Origin of the sequence: Streptomyces sp. NPDC058525, from assembly GCF_042719495.1 — a bacterium.
GTDB lineage: Bacteria > Actinomycetota > Actinomycetes > Streptomycetales > Streptomycetaceae > Streptomyces.
In genome coordinates, this window is record NZ_JBHXNP010000148.1 from 1 (window position 1) to 17,172 (window position 17,172).

Here is a 17,172-nt window from a genome sequence, read left to right on the forward strand (position 1 = left end):
ATTGCGCATGTAGGGGCCACCCCATCAGTACTTACTTCACGCGGAATTCAACGTATCCACTGGAGTCCGTGCGCACGAGATAGCGGAACCCACACCGGACTGGCTTGTCCTCGCCACCCGGGTCTGCTTCGCCCTGGGGCTGCCCCACCCGGAGCTTTACGCAGCCCTTGAGCGGCGCATCAACCACAGCTTCAAGAAGGACCTCACCATCGGCGGCATCATCGCCGCAGCTCGGATGCTCGACGCCCTGGACGGCACGCTCACCTGGCGCCGCGGCGACGCACTGCGCCAACACCTGAGCCCTTCCACCGCCGACAACTACCTTGCAAGACTCTCCGTCTGACCGACCCCACCCAGCCCAACCGACCCCTGAAATGAGAAAGCCATGTCCAACAGCCCGGCCACCACCGAAACCAGCCAGCCCGGCCACACCCTCGTACTCCAGCCCGCCGGCAGCGGCCTCTACAAGCTCGCCTGCGCCTGCGGCGGCCTGCTCGAGCCCACGCCCGACACCGCGGACGCCCACCGAGCCCGACACGACGAGCACCTCCAGGAGCTCCAGGCCGACGGCACCCCCTGACACCGCTGACAGACTGCCCTGCGCGCAACCGGCCCCCGGTGGTGCTCATCTCTAGCAGATGAACACCACCGGGGGCCGCCGCTGTCACTCCAGCTCACCGCTCCGCTCCCCACCGCGCTTGCCTGTCTAACCAGGCCACTCCCTACGTTCCGGCGCCGACGCACACCAGTGCGCTTCATGCCCGTGCCGCGTCCGTCGCACCCGAGACGACGCGCGCCCAACGGAGGAGCAGAGCCATGGCGCCCAACGCCAACACCTCACCGCCCGCCCAGCTGCACCCCGACGAAGTCGCTGAGTTCGAAGCCATCTGGCGTGGCGAGGCGGGAGGCGTGAGCGAGGCGGACATACGCAACCAACACGACCGCCACACCCAGATCCTCCACGCCCTGCGCTCCAGGGCGCTGCGCCCCGGTGCAGTCATCGCTACGAGGCTCCACAAGTTCCCCCAGCAGGAACAGATTGCCGTGGACTCGGTCGCAGCCCTGGTCCGCAGGGACGAAGAGGCCCTGGCCACCCGTGGCCGCAGCGTGCTGGAGAACCGCCGGCTCGTACGCCGACGCACTCGCGACGCCGCCCCACGTGTCTTGGACAGGCCCTCACCCCACGCCAAGTGAGCCAGCAGCCGCGGGCTCAGTGAGGGCGCCGGCCTGGAAAATGCCGAGTGGGCGCGACGGCTGCGGCTTGACCTGACGCCGCCTCGCAAGGCCCGTTCCGTGCCTCCGCCGCCTGGGGCGAAGCGATGCGCAGCCCGACACGACGAAGGCCCACCTCCCCGCCGGGAGGTGGGCCCCTTGGCCATGCAGGTCAGAGCACAGCGACCGAAGGACTGGCGCCGAAACGGGATCCAGGAACACCAGCCGGTAGTCATCCGGTGCCACAGCACCTTCCCCCAGACATCGCGGGGGTGCCCCTACGAGTTCGGAGTGTGCTCTGCCCGCGCGGTGGCACGAGCGGCCGCGCGTGCCGAGCTCCACGCGTTGCTGAGCTCGCGCAGTTCCTTGCGTACTGCGGCCTGCCGGTTCCCGGGGACTGCCCACTCCGTGGAGTAGATCATGTACGGGGTGCTGGCGTATGGGACGAAGCCCAGCCGCCCCCACGTCTCCCGCAGCCGGTCCCGGGCCCTAGTCCACTGCTCCTTGGTCATGCCGGAGGAGTCGATCGGAGTGGGGTGGACCATCACCGCGCCACACCCGGGTGACAGGCGGCGCAGCGCGTCGGCGGCGATCATCGAGCCGAGGCCGAACCCCCGCCATGCATTGGCGAGTTCGGCCTTGTAGAGCACCAGCAGGTCTCCAGTGAGACCAAAGTCGATCTGCTCCTGGAACTCCTCCGTGTAGTCCGTGTGTTCCTCAGTGAAGATCGTCTCGGCGATCTCGTAGAGGCTCTGGGACTCCTCTTCCATGGCCCAGTACGGGTTCTGTGAACCGCCCCATCGGACCTTGACCAGTTCGAACTCGCCGACCATGAGACGGTGAGGACATTGCTCCTCTTCGTCGACGTAGCCGTCGGCTTCGTAAGCCGCCTGCCACTTGGCCGCGCAGGCATCACACGGCGGGATATCGTCCATCCCGAAGTCCTCGCCCAGGTGCGCGGTGACGTTCCACTTCTCGAGGGTGTCCTCGTACTCGTGGTTCCCCAGGGAGGCGTCCAGCGCGTAGGAGAGCTGGATGCTGTCGGGGTCGTGGGGCAGTTCGGCGATGTCGCGCTTGCCAGCGGCGGGAGAAGTCACGCAGTCAGCGTAGTGGTGAGGCACAGGGCCATATCCCCGGTTCGCTGAGGGCCGGGCGCAGTCCTGCATGCGCGGCACGAACCCGGCGCCGATCCGGTCCGTGCGAGCCTCTGAAGTCAAGCGTCAGGGACGGCCGTCTTCCGAGCGCGGGCGAGCCGCGCCCGGCTCTCGTAGCGCGGGAGACCGCACGGCACCTGGCGCGCGCAGACCGCCAGTAGCTGCTCCCCACCAGGCTGACGGCCGCACACACGACGACGTCGGCTTCACCCCGCGACGCCATCCAGGCACAGCAGCTCAGTCTCTTCATGGTGCCTACCGAGTAGCAACTGCTCGGCCCACACGCCAGCCAACGCGCGCGGTCTGCCCACCGGCCCCTCGGCGATGTTCACCGGCTTCCGCGGCGACCTCGCCCCCACGCGCATGGAATGGCGCAGCCACCGTGGCTGCCACCCTCACACCTGCACGCCCCACGGGCCCAAGACGGGGGCCGGCCGGTCCCTCCCAGGAGCCTGGAAGGAGTTGCCGAAGCGTTCCGCCCAGCGGGATTCCGGGCCCACCGCCGGGCCGCGCGCCCATAGTGCCAGAGGTGTGCTGCACAACCGAGGCCGCCAGGAGGGGGACCCCTTCCCTCCAGACACGCCGGGAACCGAGCCTCAACGAGGCGTGAGGGAGCGTCGGCCGGTGGCGACCTCCGCACCCCGGCCAATGCCGAGGCCAACTACTTCGGAGGCCCGGCAGCCGATGGGGCGCCGACCAGGCATGGCCCCTCGCTCAACGGGCCCCGTCCGGACCCACCGAGGGCGCGCGGCGCCACCCCAGGCTCAGCTGACCTGTCGGCTTGCGCCCCTAACGCCCTGATCCCGGAACGTGCATCGGGCCAAACCGGCCAGACCCGAACCGACACCACGGAGTACCCACGTGAACAACACCAACCCTGTCCCCTCGCAGTTCGGCCACTACAAGCGGCGCGATGCGGCTGCCCAAGGGGCCACGGACACGGCACCCTGGAAGGCGGCATGCACCTTCGACGCAGGCTGCGACCTCACCCTCGTCCTGGAGACGAATCCCGACCTGCCGGACATGGTGATTGCGGCGCTCACCAACGACTTCAAGGGTCGTACCCACGCCCTCCGTGTCCTCCAGGCTCCGGCCACCAGCCTCCCGCACGGTCCGCGTGGGTCCCTCAGCTCACTCGACACGGACGTGGAAGACCCGCACCTGCGCGCAGGTCTCAACCGCCTGCTGGACGACTGTGCCACCCTGCTGCCCGGCCCTGTTTCCGGACACAGCGTCCAGCCGCTGGCGGTCGACGACCTCACCGCCATCATCGGGGCGGGCAAGAATTCCTGCCGAGCGCTGACCGTGTACGACGCCTCCGGACAGAAGATCGCCACCACCTTCCTGAACCTGCCCGACGGCTGGACGACAGCGGCCTACGAGAGCCCGGTGGCGACCGCGCACCCCAAGGTGCGGGAGGCCGCGGAGACAGCGCTGCGCACCACCCTCACCCGAGAGCGGCGCGCCCATGCCAACGCGCAGGCCTACCTCGACACCTTCGGGGTGTTCAGCCCCGCCCTGTCCGTCAGCCCCGACCTCATAGCGGTGTGGACGCTCAACGGCGATGACTGCGGTCTCGAGCTCTCCCTCGGCGTCGCCGACCCTGCGGACTCGTGGCAGGTGCTGCGCCTGCTGGGGGAGTGGCTGGGAGTCTGCGAAGCACCCAACGTCACCGTCGACATGGACGATTCCACGCGCGCGGTGAAAGCCACCCTGCGCGGCACCGCTCCCATGCACCTCCTCGCTTGGGATCGCGCCCGCCGGTGACCCGAGCATGAGCACCGGCTAAGAGCCGTCGGCCCGCCCCGTCGCCGAGACGGGACGGGCCGACGGCGTTTGCGGAACACCCGGTCCGGATGTGCGTGCGCCGTCACTTGCGGAGCTAACCCCGCCGCCGGCCAACGTGATCCCGCCGACAGGAACACCGCGCCGCGTGGCGCCATGCGGTGACTGTTCGCACCGTTGCGTAGCCCACTCCGCCACCGGGGACGGGCGCTGGCAAGGCACCGAGACTCCGCAGCCCGCGGCCGGAACGTCTCATCGACTGCCTCCTCCACCGCACACCACCTCATCCGACCCGGATCACCCGTGGAGTGCCACCCATGGCCACCGACTGGCTGCTCACCCAGAACACCCGTATGAAGGCGCAAGGCATCTGGAACTGGACCCTGCCCGCCTGGGCGGTCTCCCTCAAAGACGTAGGGCCCGACGGCGCCGTCACCACCCGCAACATCAACGTCTGCCCCCAGGCCGGGGTCTGCGCCAAGTTCTGCTACGCCCTCGACGGCGCCTACCGCTACCCCAACGTGCGCCAGCGCCACGAGAACAACCTCCGGCTTGTGCTCGACACCCCTCTCCTGTGGCAGGAGCGGATGGCCACCGAGCTGCGCCACCGCCGCTACGCCGGGGCCAGCATCAGGATTCACGACGCGGGCGATTTCTTCGACGACGCCTACACCATGCTGTGGCTCGAACTGGTGCGCGGTGCACCGCAAGGCCAGACTTATTACGCGTACACCAAGGCCGTCTCTCGGTTCCGGCGCCTGGTCCTGCCCAACACTCCCGCGAACTTCAAGTTCGTCTTCTCCCTGGGCGGCAAAGAAGACCACTTGATCGACAGGGATCTCGACCGGCACGCCGACGTCTTCCCCGACACCGCTTCGCTCGAAGCGGCGGGCTACTCCTCGCAGGCTGCCTCCGACCTCCTCGCCGTCTTCGGGCCGCCTCGCGTGGGCATGGCCTCAAACCGCCCCCGCAAGGGACTGAAGCACCACTCCTTCGGCGAACTGCAAGTGCTCGACAACACCGCCGCGGCCGAACGGCGCGCCCGCGCCCGTGCCAAGGCGCACACAGGGGGGTGAACACATGCCGGGCCTGCCCTCACCCAGCAGTGAGGGCTAGGCCCGGCGTGGCGCCTGCATTGCCGTCATGTGCGCGGCAACGGCGCGTTGAAGGGGCCGAAGCCGCGCTCGCCGGCTAGGGCGCATCGAGGACCAAGCGCCCCTCACCACGTGAACTTGACCCGCTAGATCCCCTGCCCGTCACCGTCACCCCTCGCTGAGCCACAACTTCCCCTGTGACGATCGGAGCAGCATGCCCGCCACCTTCCCGACCCTCCCCGACAGCAGCGAAACCTCCCCGGGGCTCCCCGACGCGTGGGACATCGCGCGACAGACTGCCGGGCGCTTCACCCTCCACCCGGACTGGCAGTCGTGGGGGCACCCGGAGCGGTTCCAGTTCGAGGCGACCGCGCTTGGCCCGGACCTCATCGTCGTCGGCCTGCACCACAGGTACGAGATATGCGGCTGCACGGCCAGCGTCCTGCCCCGCAACGGAATCATCGACGGCCCGTTCCCCCTCAGCGACACGGTCTTCGGCCCCTGCGGCCCCTGGACCGTCGCCGGAAAGTTCGACCAGTACGAGCACCCGAACCACGACTACGAGCAGTGGGGGGAAGGCGCGGAGTACGACACCCTGGCTGACGCGCAACGGGCCGCCCGCGCCCTCCACCTGGAGGTCTGCTCCCAATACCGGAGGAGTGCCGGACGCTGCGCTGTGTGCAATGACCCGGCGATCGACCACGTGACGGCCGAATCCCGCTGGTGCGACATCACCAGCTTCTACTTCTCTGCCGACGGCAACGGCCCGGCAACCGAGGGGTGGGGCTCCGCCGTGAACCGCGCATAGCCCGCCGCCCCGCATTCAGGGCCCGCCCCGCGCCATAACGTGCGCCCGGGCGGGCCCTTCGCCGTGCGCCCCCGACCGGGTGGGTCCCCACCGATAGAACGCCACCCGCCCCCTGCCGGCCTGCCACCAGCGACTTGCGGGGCTTGGCCTACGCCCGGCCACGGTTGGGAGCAGCGGCCGGGGGAGCGGTGACCACATTCCCGCCCCCTTGGCCGCCACCACCAACCGCCCAGACACCCGAAGGGGAACCGTGAACTCCGCACCCGAGACGGCCCAGGAAGCGGCCGGACGCTTGGCCATGCAGATCTGGCTCGACACCCTGGCTCACGACGAGGGCCTTGCGCCGCTCCGGGAACGGCGCGCGCCGGACAGCGTGCCTGTTCCGGCTCGGCTGACCGAGGTGAGGAGCGCCAGCCAGCTCCGAGAAGGAGACCTGATCCTCGCCCTGGACAACAACGCCCGCAACGGCGCCAGTGACCACGTCTTGGGCCGGTACACGGTGCGTGAAGGCGTAGAGCACCACCGAGAGTCGGTACGCCGAGTCGTATCGGTCGGCAAGTCCGTCATCACGACCGACCCCGTGATCAACATCCCGGCCGGAGGCTGGAGCAGCTGCGACCCGGACAGGATCGGCGAGTCCAAGGACCTCGATACCAGCGAACGCATCAACCTGGCCGCCTCCAGGTGGGCCGTCGCCCGTCTGGGCCACGCCCACGACATCGCCGCAGCCTTCCACCAGCACCCGCTCTACGACGCCTGGCACGAGTCCTACCAGGACGCCAAGAAGCAGAGGGACGAGTCCGACCAGCGCTACCGCGCCCGGCGCGCCGCCCAGGACGCCGCCCGCGCACCTCTGCTGGCTGCTGCCGACGGCTTCAACGCGGTCACGCGCGAGACACTCATCGTCTTCTCGTCGACCCCCCTCGACAGGGATGAGGTGGGGACACCCACGTTCCCCATCACCTGGTTCGCCGAAGGGGGCCGCTTGATCACCTACCTCGCCGGCCTGCTGGCCACCTGCCAGATCACCAGCGGACAGCACGCCGAGGCCCTCGGTCACCTGGAAACCCTCGGCCTGTACTCGGCCGACCAGCCCACCAACACCTGCGAGAGCGCCGCCACGTAGAGAGCCACCTCTCCCAGGCCCTGCGGCTGCGGGGCGAGCTGTTCGCTCCGCAGCCGCAGGACTGCCTCCGCCCTGCGCCCCGACGCCGGGAGCTGACCTTGCGGGCCTAACCCCGTTCATCTGCACAGTTCCAACCGAACCGGCCGGGCCCCCTTCCACGGACCCGGCCGCCACCCGGAGCGGCTCGCCTTCCGCAGAGCCCCGGGCCTTCCCACCCCTCGGTCTGGAGCCCTGCCATGCCTCAGCTCACCCTGCCCACCACCGACTTGAACCCGCTCGACGCCGAACTCGCTGCTGACGCTGCCGAGCAGGAAGCAGAAGACGCAGCTGCCCGACTTGCGGCCGCTGGTCACCCCGCCATGGTCGAATGCCAGCTCACCGCTGACATCCTCACGGCCCATGCTGCCCAGTACCCCCGCGATCCCCAGGCCCGGGACTGGGCCTTCGAGGCCGTCGAACGGGTCACCGTGTGCGCCTACGCCATCGTCGAGGACGACCAGGAGCGGATCACCGAATGCTCCCGCCAGGCCAAGGGCGAGCGCGCAGCGATGACCCTCGACCAGCTCGAATCCGAAGGCCGGGTCACCCACAAGCGCCTCGCCTCCCTGGACACGCCAACCCGCGAACTCCTGGAGTGGTACGCGGCCCCCCTCCCGATGCGCTGGCTGTTCCCGCCGGAGAAGAACGTCCACGGCCGCCCAGTGCGCCCGCGCGTAGTCGTCCTCTTCCACGGCCCCGGAGGCCTGACCGTCGGCCTGCTGCGCATCCTCGGCGTCGACTTCGACGTCATCGGCATCGACCTCGACCAGGGTGCGGTGGCCACCGCGAATGCCGCCGGATTCACCGTGATCCACGCCAACGTCACTGACCTCGACCCCGAGAACCCCGCGCTCCAGGACGTGACCGGCATCGCGCTGACGCCGCCCTGTGGGGCTTTCACGGGCGGCGGGCTGGGCAAGGGCCGCACCGCCACCGCCATCGACACGATCCTGCCGGTCATCTACGAGGCGGGCGCCGCCGCCGGATTCCTTCCCTGGCAGGACTCACCCACCGGCTACGCCCCCCGCACAGGACTCTCCTGGGCCGAGGTCCGCGAACCCCTCGCGCAGCTGGAGGACAGCAGGGCCGGGCTCATGGCCGAAGTTGCCATATGGCCACTCGCGATGCTGGCACGAGGCGCCGGCGCGCTGGAGTGGGTCATGGTTGAGCAATCCGACAAGCTCCCCGCCGAGATCGAAGAAGCCCTGTTCGGAGAACTGCGGAACGCCGGATGGCACACCACCGAAGGATGGACCCTCGACGCCGTCGACTACGGCGCTGCCTCCCACCGCGTACGCCGCTTCATGACCGCCTACCGGGGACCCAAGCCCTTCGTTGACCTCTACCCGGCCCACCCGTTCCCCACCACGACCTTCGCCGAGTGCGTGGGCTGGGAGACCGGCAGGACGATCCTCACCCGAGGCAACCGCCCCCTCGACCCCGCCACCGGGCGCGCCAAGGGAGGCGGCACGCGCAGTGCCGACCGGCCCTCGACCTGCGTGACCGCCACCATCTACGGCTGGGCAGACTCCGAGACCGGCGCCCGCATCACTCAAGAGGACATCGGCCGACTGGTCGGCTTCCCCGCCGACTACCCGTGGCGCCACGTCGGACGCGGCGAAGGCATCCGAACCAAGGCCCAGCAGGCCGCCGACGCGGTCTGCCCGATGGTGGCCGCCGCCCTCTTCGGACACATTCTCGGCATCGAGTGGGAAGCCAAGACCCGCACCTACGTGCACGAGCTGTACAAGATCCCCATCTCTGCGGAGACGGCAGCCAACATCCGCGCCGCGGCCTACGCGGTTCCCATATACACCGGATGACAACCCGCAGCCCCAGGCCCGCCCCGCCGACCCCGGCAGGGCGGGCCCTCCGCATGTCCGAGCCGTCCCAACCCCCTGGCCTCACCAAGAGGTTGCGGGGCTAACCCTGCCCCCGGTCACCGTCCATCCCGTCACGGCACTCCGGCAGTCGCATCCCGCCAGGAGACACCGCCCGGCAACCACCACCTACCGAAGGACGAACGGTGCCCAACACACTCGAATACGACCCTGCCAACCTCGAAGGACGTGCCATCGGCCGCCTGTTCCGACTCGTCAAGGACAACGAGGACGCGGACGGCAGCTGGGACGGCGGCGACGTCGTGGAACTGCTCAACGGCTGGTTCACCGGCCTCGGGCTCAACATCAACGGCCCCGCCCACCAGGCCGGACCCGTCAAGCCCACCGCGATCTCCCCCGACGCCACCGCCGAAGAGATCACGCAGATCCTTATGCGCCAGCCCGGCTTCACGGCCAACGGCTACCCCACCGGTCACCCGGGCTTCTTCTACGCCCAGGAGGACAGCGACGACGAGACGGACTTCACCGTGCTCACCTTCCCGACCGCCACGCCCGCCCTCGTCCGCGCCGCGATCGCCGAGCTGCGCCACCACGGCTACGCGGCCTCGGAGCAGGCACCCGCCACAGCCGGAGGACGCGCGGTCCGCACCGTCCGTGTCCAGGGGGACGTCCTCCTTCCCCTTCCCGCGGCCGCCGGTCCTGTCGAACGCGCTACCCGCACGCTGTACGACGCCGGATTCACCCAAGCAACATCACAGGCGACGGCCGTCGTACCCGCCCACACGACTCCCAGCCTGATCTCATGGCGGCCCGACTGGGTGCAGATCGACGTCATCAGCCAGCGAGGCCTTGGCCGCGACGCCCGAGAAGAGGTCAGCCGCGCGGTCGCCGACACCCTCGTGCAAAACGGCTGGGCGGTGGAAATCCGCGGCACAGAGTCCCTCCACGCCTCCGTACTGACCCACGCGAAGTGCAGCGCCTGCGGCAGCTCCAACATTCGCTACACCGTCCGCCTTTGGGCCAAGTGCGACGCCTGCGGCAAGGGCCAGTCGTGGAGCGAAGCTCTGACGTGCCAGTGCGCCCCCGCCGTACCGTCCGAGTGCCCCACGGTCCAGGCCCAGTGGAGCGACGCCCCCACAGAGACGACCCACCGCGTAGACCCCGATAGCGAGACTGCCTCGGACGACCGTCGCGACTCCCCGGGCATGAGCAGCTGACCCACACGACTCGGTCCCCGCAACACGGGATGCTGTTGGTTTATTCGGGGGTCTATTTCGCCCCGTCGAGCATTAGCGTGGGGCGAGCCGAGATTGGGGCATCCGCCGGATCGGTCCGCATCGAACAGGTTGGAGAGTGGGCCGACGTTCGCGCAGCCGCCGGATCGGTCTCTATCGCCAGCCACACCGGGCACGCTGCCCGGGTGCGGGCGGATGCGGGATCCATCAAATTCACCATCGCCCCCGAGGCGACCGGCGCTGTCGACCTCCACGCTTCACCGGATCGATCACCCTCTACGGCTCCCGGCGGACCGACATACAGATCACCGCCGAGTCATCCGCCGGCACTGTCCGCCGCCTCTGATCTACAGCACCCGCCCACCGGGCCCGCCTCCTGGCCACCACCACGGCCAGGAGGCGGGCCCGACCCGTTTCCCACTTACACCGATTCCGCACCTGTCGCACTTGCGCCGCTAACCACCACTTCCGCCACGGTTCCGCTCACCGGGCGATACCTCCCGGAATCAGCGCATCTCGATGGAAACAGGTGCACAGCAATGCCCCCGTACATCAGACCCGAACCGCCCTTCACCCTCAGCGGCGTAGAACTCACTCGCCATCCTGAGCGCGCCGTTCGAGTCGGCCGCATCACCTCCGCGCTCGCAGTCGTCGGAGGAACCGCCCTGCTTGGAACCCTCGCCGGACTGACCACCACCATCGTCTACCTGGCCCTCACCAGGACCCGCGACTGGCACGATCTCCTGAACTGGTGGCACCCCGCCATGGCGTCCCTCGCCCTCCTCCCGCTGGCGCTGTACATCTGGCGCTGGAACCGCATCAAGGTCGCCTGGCACTTCCGCGGATACCACCTGGGCGCCGAAGAGCTCTACATACGCACCGGCCTCCTGAACCGCAGCCTGACAGTCCTGGCATACGCTCGGATCCAAGAAGTGAACGTGGCCAGCGGCCCCCTCCAACGCCGCTACAACCTCGCCACCGTGACGATCAGCACTGCCGCCCAGTCGGCGGCCGCCAGGTGGCCGCACGGGGGCTCAGGACAAGACGCCATCGCCGACGTCGACCCGCAGACCGCTCACGAGCTGCGAGACCAGCTCACCGAGCTCGCCCGGGTACGGAGGCTGCCGGTATGACCCAGCCTCCCGTCGAAGGGCGACTCCACCCAGTCACCCCCCTGAAGCACAGCTGGGCCGTCGTTGCCGCCCTTGCGACCTTCGCCTACCAGCAGCGCGACCTCGTGGCCCTTCGGGCAAGCTTTGACCTCGACGACGGCGTGATCGTCGTGCCCGTATGGGCAGCATGCGTCGCCGCCGCAGTGATCATCTCGGGCACCGTCGCACTGTTCATCGCGTCCTGGAGGCAGAGCCACTACAGCCTCGACGGAATGGTGCTCGCCTACCGCAGCGGCCTGGTGTTCAAAGTCCGGCGCCACTGCGAACTCGACCACGTCCAGAGCGTCGACATCGGACGACCCTTCCTCGGCCGGCTCATCGGCGTCTGCACCCTCCGCGTTGTGATGTCCGGGACGACGATGTCCCTCGCCTACCTCACCCACAACCAGGCGCGCATGCTCAAGGCGCGCATTCTTGCCGAAGACACCGCCGAGGAACACCTTTACCGGGTCAGGGGCATCGACCTGATCGCGGCCCTGCTCCTCGACCTCAGCACCAACCTGTGGTCGCTCTTCCTCGTCACCGTCGCCGTTCTCCCCTACGCCCTCTCCGGTGAACTGCTCACCCTCTCCACCCTCGTCGCGTTCATCCCAGGGTCTGGAGGCTGACCGGCAGGCGGCTCTTCGTCTACAGCGGATGGTCCGTCACCCGCACCGCCCACGGCACCTACCGCACCGACCACGGGCTGTTCGACACCCAGCAGTACACCTACCGCGACACCCGCATCGCCTTCATCGAGATCCACCAGCCGGTACTGTGGCGCCGCTTCGACTGGGTCGAGGTGCGGGCCGCCGTCTCCGGCGCCGCCAAGCCCGGCATCCTGATACCCGTCTGTCCCCGCGCCGTGGCAGAGAAGATGGTCCTTCACCTCCTTGGACCGGACGCCGCATCGCACCTGCACGACCCCATCCCAGCGCCGCACGCGGCACGCAAGGCCACCCCCTTTCACAAGGCGCTCGGATACCGCCTCGGCGAAGGCTGCTTCACAGCCTGGAGTGGGTACTTCTTCCGCAACGTCACCACGGTCTGCCCCGCCCAGCGCGTCCAGTCCGTCGACGTGAGCCAGGGTCCATGGCAGCGCGTTCTCGGCCTTGCGACCGTCAACGCAAACCTGTCCGGTGGTGGCACGGTGTCGGCCTCCCACCGAACCGCCACCGAGGCACGAGACCTCGCCTCAGGTCTCTATCGGGCGTCGATACCCCCATCACAGTAGGTGCCCCCTAGGGCCCGTCCTGCGCTGTCACGGCCAGGGCGGGCCCTACTCATGCTGCCGTCGCTGCGTAACCCCGGCCCCGCGGCCCTGCTTGGCCCGCCCCATGCCGTCAGGACCTCGCCATACTGCCGGCGCGGGGTTGCGGGGGTTGCGGGGCGACCTCGCACGGTTGAGCCCCAGCGAGTCGCCGCCACGCGCCCCCTCCCGACCGCATGAGAAATGGATCCCGCCCATGCCCTTGGTCCCCGGCATCAGCCTGCCCGACTACCTCACCGCTCCCGTCACCCACCACGGACTCCACCCGGACATCGACCGGACCCCGCGTGGACAATGGCTGACCGCGCGGGCGCTGGCCATACTCGCCCGCCACGGTGTGGCGCTCGCCGCCTACACCGCCACCGACCACTGTGTGAGTCAGGGCGCTCACGTCGACTCACAGACCCTGGGGGAGGAGATCAACGTGATCCTCGATCTGGAACTGGCTCACTTCGACCACCAGCTCAACCCCCGCACACACCCTGGATACCCGGCTCTGCGCGCCAGCCGCGTCGCCGAGGCCAGCCGGTGGCCGCAGTTCTTCGCTTCCGAGGGCTGGCAGGTGCGCGCTGTCCACGACACCACCCCCGGACACCTCGGATACGTACTCACGCCCCCGTCCCCTGCCCACTGAGGAGGCCTCCACCGAACACCTCGCCACGCCCCGGCTGCGCGCTCACCCGCAGCCGGGGCCATCCGACGGCGCACGGGATCGGGCCTGTCGACGGCTCGCCGTCGTTGCCCATCCGCGATCCTCCGCTCCGCACCGCGCCCCCTGGCCCCGCACCCCCACAGATGCCCGAAGTAGCAACATGCTCGCCCGCGCCGGGACCGCTTTCACGCCTTGCCCGTCACCGGGCCAACGTGCGGATCACCCCGCGCCGGGGACCACCCTCCTCGGGCCCGGCCACACCGATCCCCATCACCTCGGACAGGAGCCGACCGATGACCGACAACCCCACGGCCGAACAGCCGGACCCCACGTGGATATGCCCGCAGCATCCGTTCAACCACTTCTGGGACGACAGCGCCGTGACGTGCTCCCTGTGCGGAGCCCGCCGTACGGCCAGCGACGCCGTTGCCTCGCTTCTCGCCGGCCAGCGCGGCTGGGACCAGACACGCGCCGACCGCCTGGTCCAGCTGGTCCGCGCCGAGATCCTGAACGAGACCGCGACGGCCCTGACCGGCCGCCACTGCTCGCCTGAAAGCGTCACCCTCGCCCGGCGCCTCGTGGACGAGCGGCTGTGCCCGGACTGCTCCGGGTTCGGCCAGATCTCCATTTCGTTCGACGTCGACTGTGACATCGAACGAGATGGAGAGGTCGTCGAGGTAGGCGAGATCAGACGCTGCGAGAAATGCAACCACCGAGGGCTGATCCCGTCCGGCAATGGCACAGCACCTCGAACCCTTCTGTAGTCCAGCCCTGCCGCCCGCTGTACCGCTCCGTGCCTCGTCTGGCCCCGGCGCCCGACTCTGGGCTGCCGGGGCCGCTCCGGCTCCGTCAGCTCCCTGCCGGTCCCAGGCCAGCTCTTGCCCAGGTAACTCGCAGATCCGCGAAGGTCACCCCGCCCCGGCACCGCCGAGGCCACCCCAGACCCTCACACCGAAAGGCCCGCCCGTGTCCTTCGCCCAGGGAACCGCCGACCATGCCGCCCAGGAGGCATGGCTGGCCGCCCGCGACGCCTACCGCACCGCCACCGCCAGCCTCCTCATCCACCTCCAGCCCCTGCTTCGCCGCGACCCCCGCAACGAGGAATCCCCCTGGTCCCACCTGGCCGCCGACCTCCCTCACGGAGGCCGCGTGACCATCCAGCTCAGCGATGGCGTCGCCGCCCAGGTCTACTTCACCGACCTGCACCGCAGCGCCGCCTACGCCTTCACCAGCGGCGGTCAAGTCCACTTCGGAGACATCCTGGGGACACTTCTGCCGGCCGCCGAGCCCGGCACCCACACCCGCCACCTCTACCGCGCCGAGCAACGGCTGACCGTCCACGACGACGAGCACATCACCGGCAACTTCACCCTCCCGATCGTCTACCTCATGCACGCGGTTCGCGGCCTCACCGAACCGAAAACCGCCTGACCCGCTCCGGGCTCCGGCCGTCCCCGAGCCCCGTCCCACCTCGGCGGCCCCGCACTGCCTCCATGGCGCGGGGCCGCTTTCCATTCCGCCCCCGCAACAGCCTCTCTGACGGTGGTTGCGGGCCTTGGCCTGCGTCCGGTGACAGTCCTCCCGGATCGGCACGAACCTCCGGCACGCCCAATGAGGAAGAGAGAGCAGCATGACGACCGCCCCAACCACCCACCGACAGCTCCCCACGTTCCACGCAGCCGACACCCCTGGTGACGGACACGGCTGGGACTTCAACCATCGAGGGCTCACGTTCAGCACCTACCGGCCGGTGGGGTTCGACAGCAACGGCCCAGTCACCTACGGATGGTCGGTCTTCTGGGACATCACCCCAGAGAGCCGAGAAGAGATCACCGGCGGGTGGAGCAGCCGCGCCGCCGCCGTCCGTGCGGCGCTCACCGCTATCGATCAGCGCGCCGAATCCAACAAGCTGCACTGGGACGAGAACAGCGGAACGCACCCCCAGCCTGGACGCTGCTGCCACCACCTGGACGCACGCCACGCCCCCGGCCGCTACGGATACACCCGCTGCACGGCCCCTCGGTGCGGATGCTTCAAATACCAGCTCGGCCCGCTCGAAGCCATCCTGGCCGAGGACATTCCCACCGGAGCGGTGCTCTCACTGCACACGACTACCCGGGGCGTGCTGGAGTTCCCCGTCGCCGGTGCGGTACAGGGAACCCGGCCCGGGACGATCGACCATCCCCGCCGCAACTGGATCCGCGCAGTGACCGCCGAGGGTCTCGCATACGAGTTCGACACCGGAACCACCGTCTACGCCCTTGCCCACACCGTGCCCGACTCCACCCCGCGAGCAAGTTAGCCCGCCACCGCACCACCCGGCCCCGCACCTGTCCACGGTGCGGGGCCGCTTCATGTCCGCGCGCTCACCTCGCGTGCGGTCCGCCATCGGCCGCCCCGGCGCAGGGCTGCCCGGCAGCCCTGCTCGCCTCCTTCCGTCGACCTCCGGCCCTGACTGTTGCGGAGCTAGCCCTCTGCCCCGCCAGGGTCCTCCCGTCCGGCCCGCACCCCGCTGGCCACCGCATCCCGGGAGACACCACCCGTGTTCAACACCCGCGACGACCTCGACCAGTTCCTCACCAACTCCCTGACCTGGAGCGCCCTGTACGCCGTCCTGCTCGACTCCTCGAACCTCGCCGCCCAGACCCTCACCGACGAGAACACCACCGGACTGCGCTTCTTCGAGCCGAGCCCCCGCTTCCGGACCGCGCCCATCTCCGGGACCGTCACCATCAACCCGGACACCGGCGCCATCACCCTGGCAGCCGAAGGCTTCACCGGTGCCTCCTGGTACGACGCCCTGCACCGCCTCGGCACCCTCGACCCCAACGACGACGGAACGCCCTTCTGGTCCTGGCGGCCCTACTCCCGAGACCTGCCCGGCACCCTCGCCGGCACGGTGCACCTCGGCCCCCGCATCACCGCCGAAGCAGCCGTGGAGCGTCACAGCGCCTCGAAGGACACCGCGAACGCGACCCTGTGCCTGACCCCCGCCACCCGCGACATATGCCACCTCGCCTGGGCCTTCGCCGTGACCGTCCTCGGCACCCTGACCACTGGCAACACCGCCTACCGCTCCGACATCCTGCCCGCCCCCGACCCGGAGGTCTTCACCGCCGCGGACACCGACTACCCGGCCGCCGCCAAGGACGCGACCGACCTGTGTGCCCTTCTCGACGAAAACGAGACCTTCGGCTACGCCCGCGACCACGACCCCACCTGGCCCGCCGACGCCGAACGCGCCGCCGTCCGCGCCCTGCGCGCCTTCCGCGACGTTCTCACCACCCGCACCACCACTACCCCCTGACGACATCCGCCCTGGCCCCGGACCGCACCCAGCGGCCCGGGGCGTCCCCTTCCCAAGGGCTCGTTGGCCGAGGCTGAGTGGGTAGCGGGGCTTACCCGGCTGTGCCGGAAGGTGGGTTTAGCCGGGCATCGCCCGCCGCGAACCCCCTCTCTCGTGACCTGTGAGCGACCGGCACCGGCCGGGCCGCGTAACCCCTCACCCGCGGGCCACCCCAGGCCCGCCCGTGCGCGGTCCGATCCATACCGACTTCAGCCAGGCAAACCGTTCCACCGAAAGGCGCACCCCATGGGCTACACCCTCTACCGCGACCGCACCAAGCCCTCCGAGAGCGACGAGGAGATGTGGACAAGCCCCCTCAACTCCTACCTGCGTGAACACCACATGGGCCACGCTGGGGGCATCAGTGTCTGTAAGCACTTCTTTGGGCTCCAGGGTGGGAACGTGAAGTGGCTCCACGGGGTGTAAGAAGTTGATTTGGCTCCACCCGCTCCTGGTACG

Annotated in this window: 18 protein-coding genes; 17 read left to right on the top strand and 1 reads right to left on the bottom strand. The window is 69.5% G+C overall.

The window, feature by feature from the left end; all coding sequences use genetic code 11:
• Positions 1 to 385: 385 nt before the first annotated feature.
• On the top strand, positions 386 to 580 hold the full coding sequence (locus ACFWP3_RS39115; protein WP_384231102.1) for a hypothetical protein: 195 nt from the start codon (positions 386 to 388) through the stop codon (positions 578 to 580).
• A 236-nt stretch (positions 581 to 816) separates the two neighbouring features.
• A complete protein-coding gene (locus ACFWP3_RS39120) occupies positions 817 to 1,194 on the top strand; it encodes a hypothetical protein (protein WP_384231104.1) in 378 nt (125 codons plus the stop codon).
• Positions 1,195 to 1,490: 296 nt separating this feature from the next.
• Here ACFWP3_RS39120 and ACFWP3_RS39125 read toward each other — a convergent pair whose 3' ends face one another.
• Entirely contained in the window at positions 1,491 to 2,309 is an 819-nt protein-coding gene (locus ACFWP3_RS39125) for a hypothetical protein (RefSeq protein ID WP_384231107.1), read from the bottom strand.
• 918 nt (positions 2,310 to 3,227) lie between these two features.
• Between ACFWP3_RS39125 and ACFWP3_RS39130 the strand changes: the two genes are divergently transcribed.
• The 15 genes from ACFWP3_RS39130 to ACFWP3_RS39200 all read left to right on the top strand — a co-directional run bounded on the left by ACFWP3_RS39130 (position 3,228) and on the right by ACFWP3_RS39200 (position 17,139).
• Positions 3,228 to 4,133, top strand: coding sequence for a hypothetical protein (locus tag ACFWP3_RS39130; RefSeq protein ID WP_384231110.1), 906 nt, complete (start codon positions 3,228 to 3,230; stop codon positions 4,131 to 4,133).
• A 335-nt stretch (positions 4,134 to 4,468) separates the two neighbouring features.
• The gene (locus tag ACFWP3_RS39135; protein ID WP_384231112.1) at positions 4,469 to 5,227 is read left to right on the top strand and encodes a hypothetical protein; all 759 of its coding nucleotides are present in this window, start codon (positions 4,469 to 4,471) and stop codon (positions 5,225 to 5,227) included.
• 232 nt (positions 5,228 to 5,459) lie between these two features.
• The gene (locus ACFWP3_RS39140; protein ID WP_384231114.1) at positions 5,460 to 6,053 is read left to right on the top strand and encodes a hypothetical protein; all 594 of its coding nucleotides are present in this window, start codon (positions 5,460 to 5,462) and stop codon (positions 6,051 to 6,053) included.
• 250 nt (positions 6,054 to 6,303) lie between these two features.
• The gene (locus ACFWP3_RS39145; protein ID WP_384231116.1) at positions 6,304 to 7,179 is read left to right on the top strand and encodes a hypothetical protein; all 876 of its coding nucleotides are present in this window, start codon (positions 6,304 to 6,306) and stop codon (positions 7,177 to 7,179) included.
• 236 nt (positions 7,180 to 7,415) lie between these two features.
• Positions 7,416 to 9,041, top strand: a complete 1,626-nt coding sequence (locus ACFWP3_RS39150; protein WP_384231118.1) for a hypothetical protein — start codon at positions 7,416 to 7,418, stop codon at positions 9,039 to 9,041.
• A 203-nt stretch (positions 9,042 to 9,244) separates the two neighbouring features.
• Positions 9,245 to 10,276, top strand: a complete 1,032-nt coding sequence (locus ACFWP3_RS39155; protein WP_384231120.1) for a hypothetical protein — start codon at positions 9,245 to 9,247, stop codon at positions 10,274 to 10,276.
• A 557-nt stretch (positions 10,277 to 10,833) separates the two neighbouring features.
• Complete coding sequence (locus ACFWP3_RS39160) at positions 10,834 to 11,427, top strand: PH domain-containing protein (RefSeq protein ID WP_384231123.1); 594 nt, start codon at positions 10,834 to 10,836, stop codon at positions 11,425 to 11,427.
• Positions 11,424 to 12,074 carry a PH domain-containing protein gene (locus ACFWP3_RS39165; protein ID WP_384231125.1) on the top strand — a complete coding sequence of 217 codons (651 nt, stop codon included), beginning with the start codon at positions 11,424 to 11,426 and terminating at the stop codon, positions 12,072 to 12,074. The genes ACFWP3_RS39160 and ACFWP3_RS39165 overlap by 4 nt, the downstream gene beginning before the upstream one ends.
• Before the next feature lie 248 nt (positions 12,075 to 12,322).
• Complete coding sequence (locus ACFWP3_RS39170; RefSeq protein WP_384231139.1) at positions 12,323 to 12,679, top strand: PH domain-containing protein; 357 nt, start codon at positions 12,323 to 12,325, stop codon at positions 12,677 to 12,679.
• Positions 12,680 to 12,911: 232 nt separating this feature from the next.
• Positions 12,912 to 13,349 (top strand): hypothetical protein, encoded by a 438-nt coding sequence (locus ACFWP3_RS39175; RefSeq protein WP_384231127.1) that lies wholly within the window; start codon positions 12,912 to 12,914, stop codon positions 13,347 to 13,349.
• Between the two features lie 311 nt (positions 13,350 to 13,660).
• On the top strand, positions 13,661 to 14,131 hold the full coding sequence (locus tag ACFWP3_RS39180; RefSeq protein WP_384231130.1) for a hypothetical protein: 471 nt from the start codon (positions 13,661 to 13,663) through the stop codon (positions 14,129 to 14,131).
• A gap of 202 nt (positions 14,132 to 14,333) precedes the next feature.
• Positions 14,334 to 14,798 (top strand): hypothetical protein, encoded by a 465-nt coding sequence (locus tag ACFWP3_RS39185; protein WP_384231131.1) that lies wholly within the window; start codon positions 14,334 to 14,336, stop codon positions 14,796 to 14,798.
• Between the two features lie 199 nt (positions 14,799 to 14,997).
• A complete protein-coding gene (locus ACFWP3_RS39190) occupies positions 14,998 to 15,669 on the top strand; it encodes a hypothetical protein (protein WP_384231133.1) in 672 nt (223 codons plus the stop codon).
• A gap of 240 nt (positions 15,670 to 15,909) precedes the next feature.
• A complete protein-coding gene (locus tag ACFWP3_RS39195; RefSeq protein WP_384231135.1) occupies positions 15,910 to 16,674 on the top strand; it encodes a hypothetical protein in 765 nt (254 codons plus the stop codon).
• Positions 16,675 to 16,959: 285 nt separating this feature from the next.
• Complete coding sequence (locus tag ACFWP3_RS39200) at positions 16,960 to 17,139, top strand: hypothetical protein (RefSeq protein ID WP_384231137.1); 180 nt, start codon at positions 16,960 to 16,962, stop codon at positions 17,137 to 17,139.
• Positions 17,140 to 17,172: the final 33 nt, after the last annotated feature.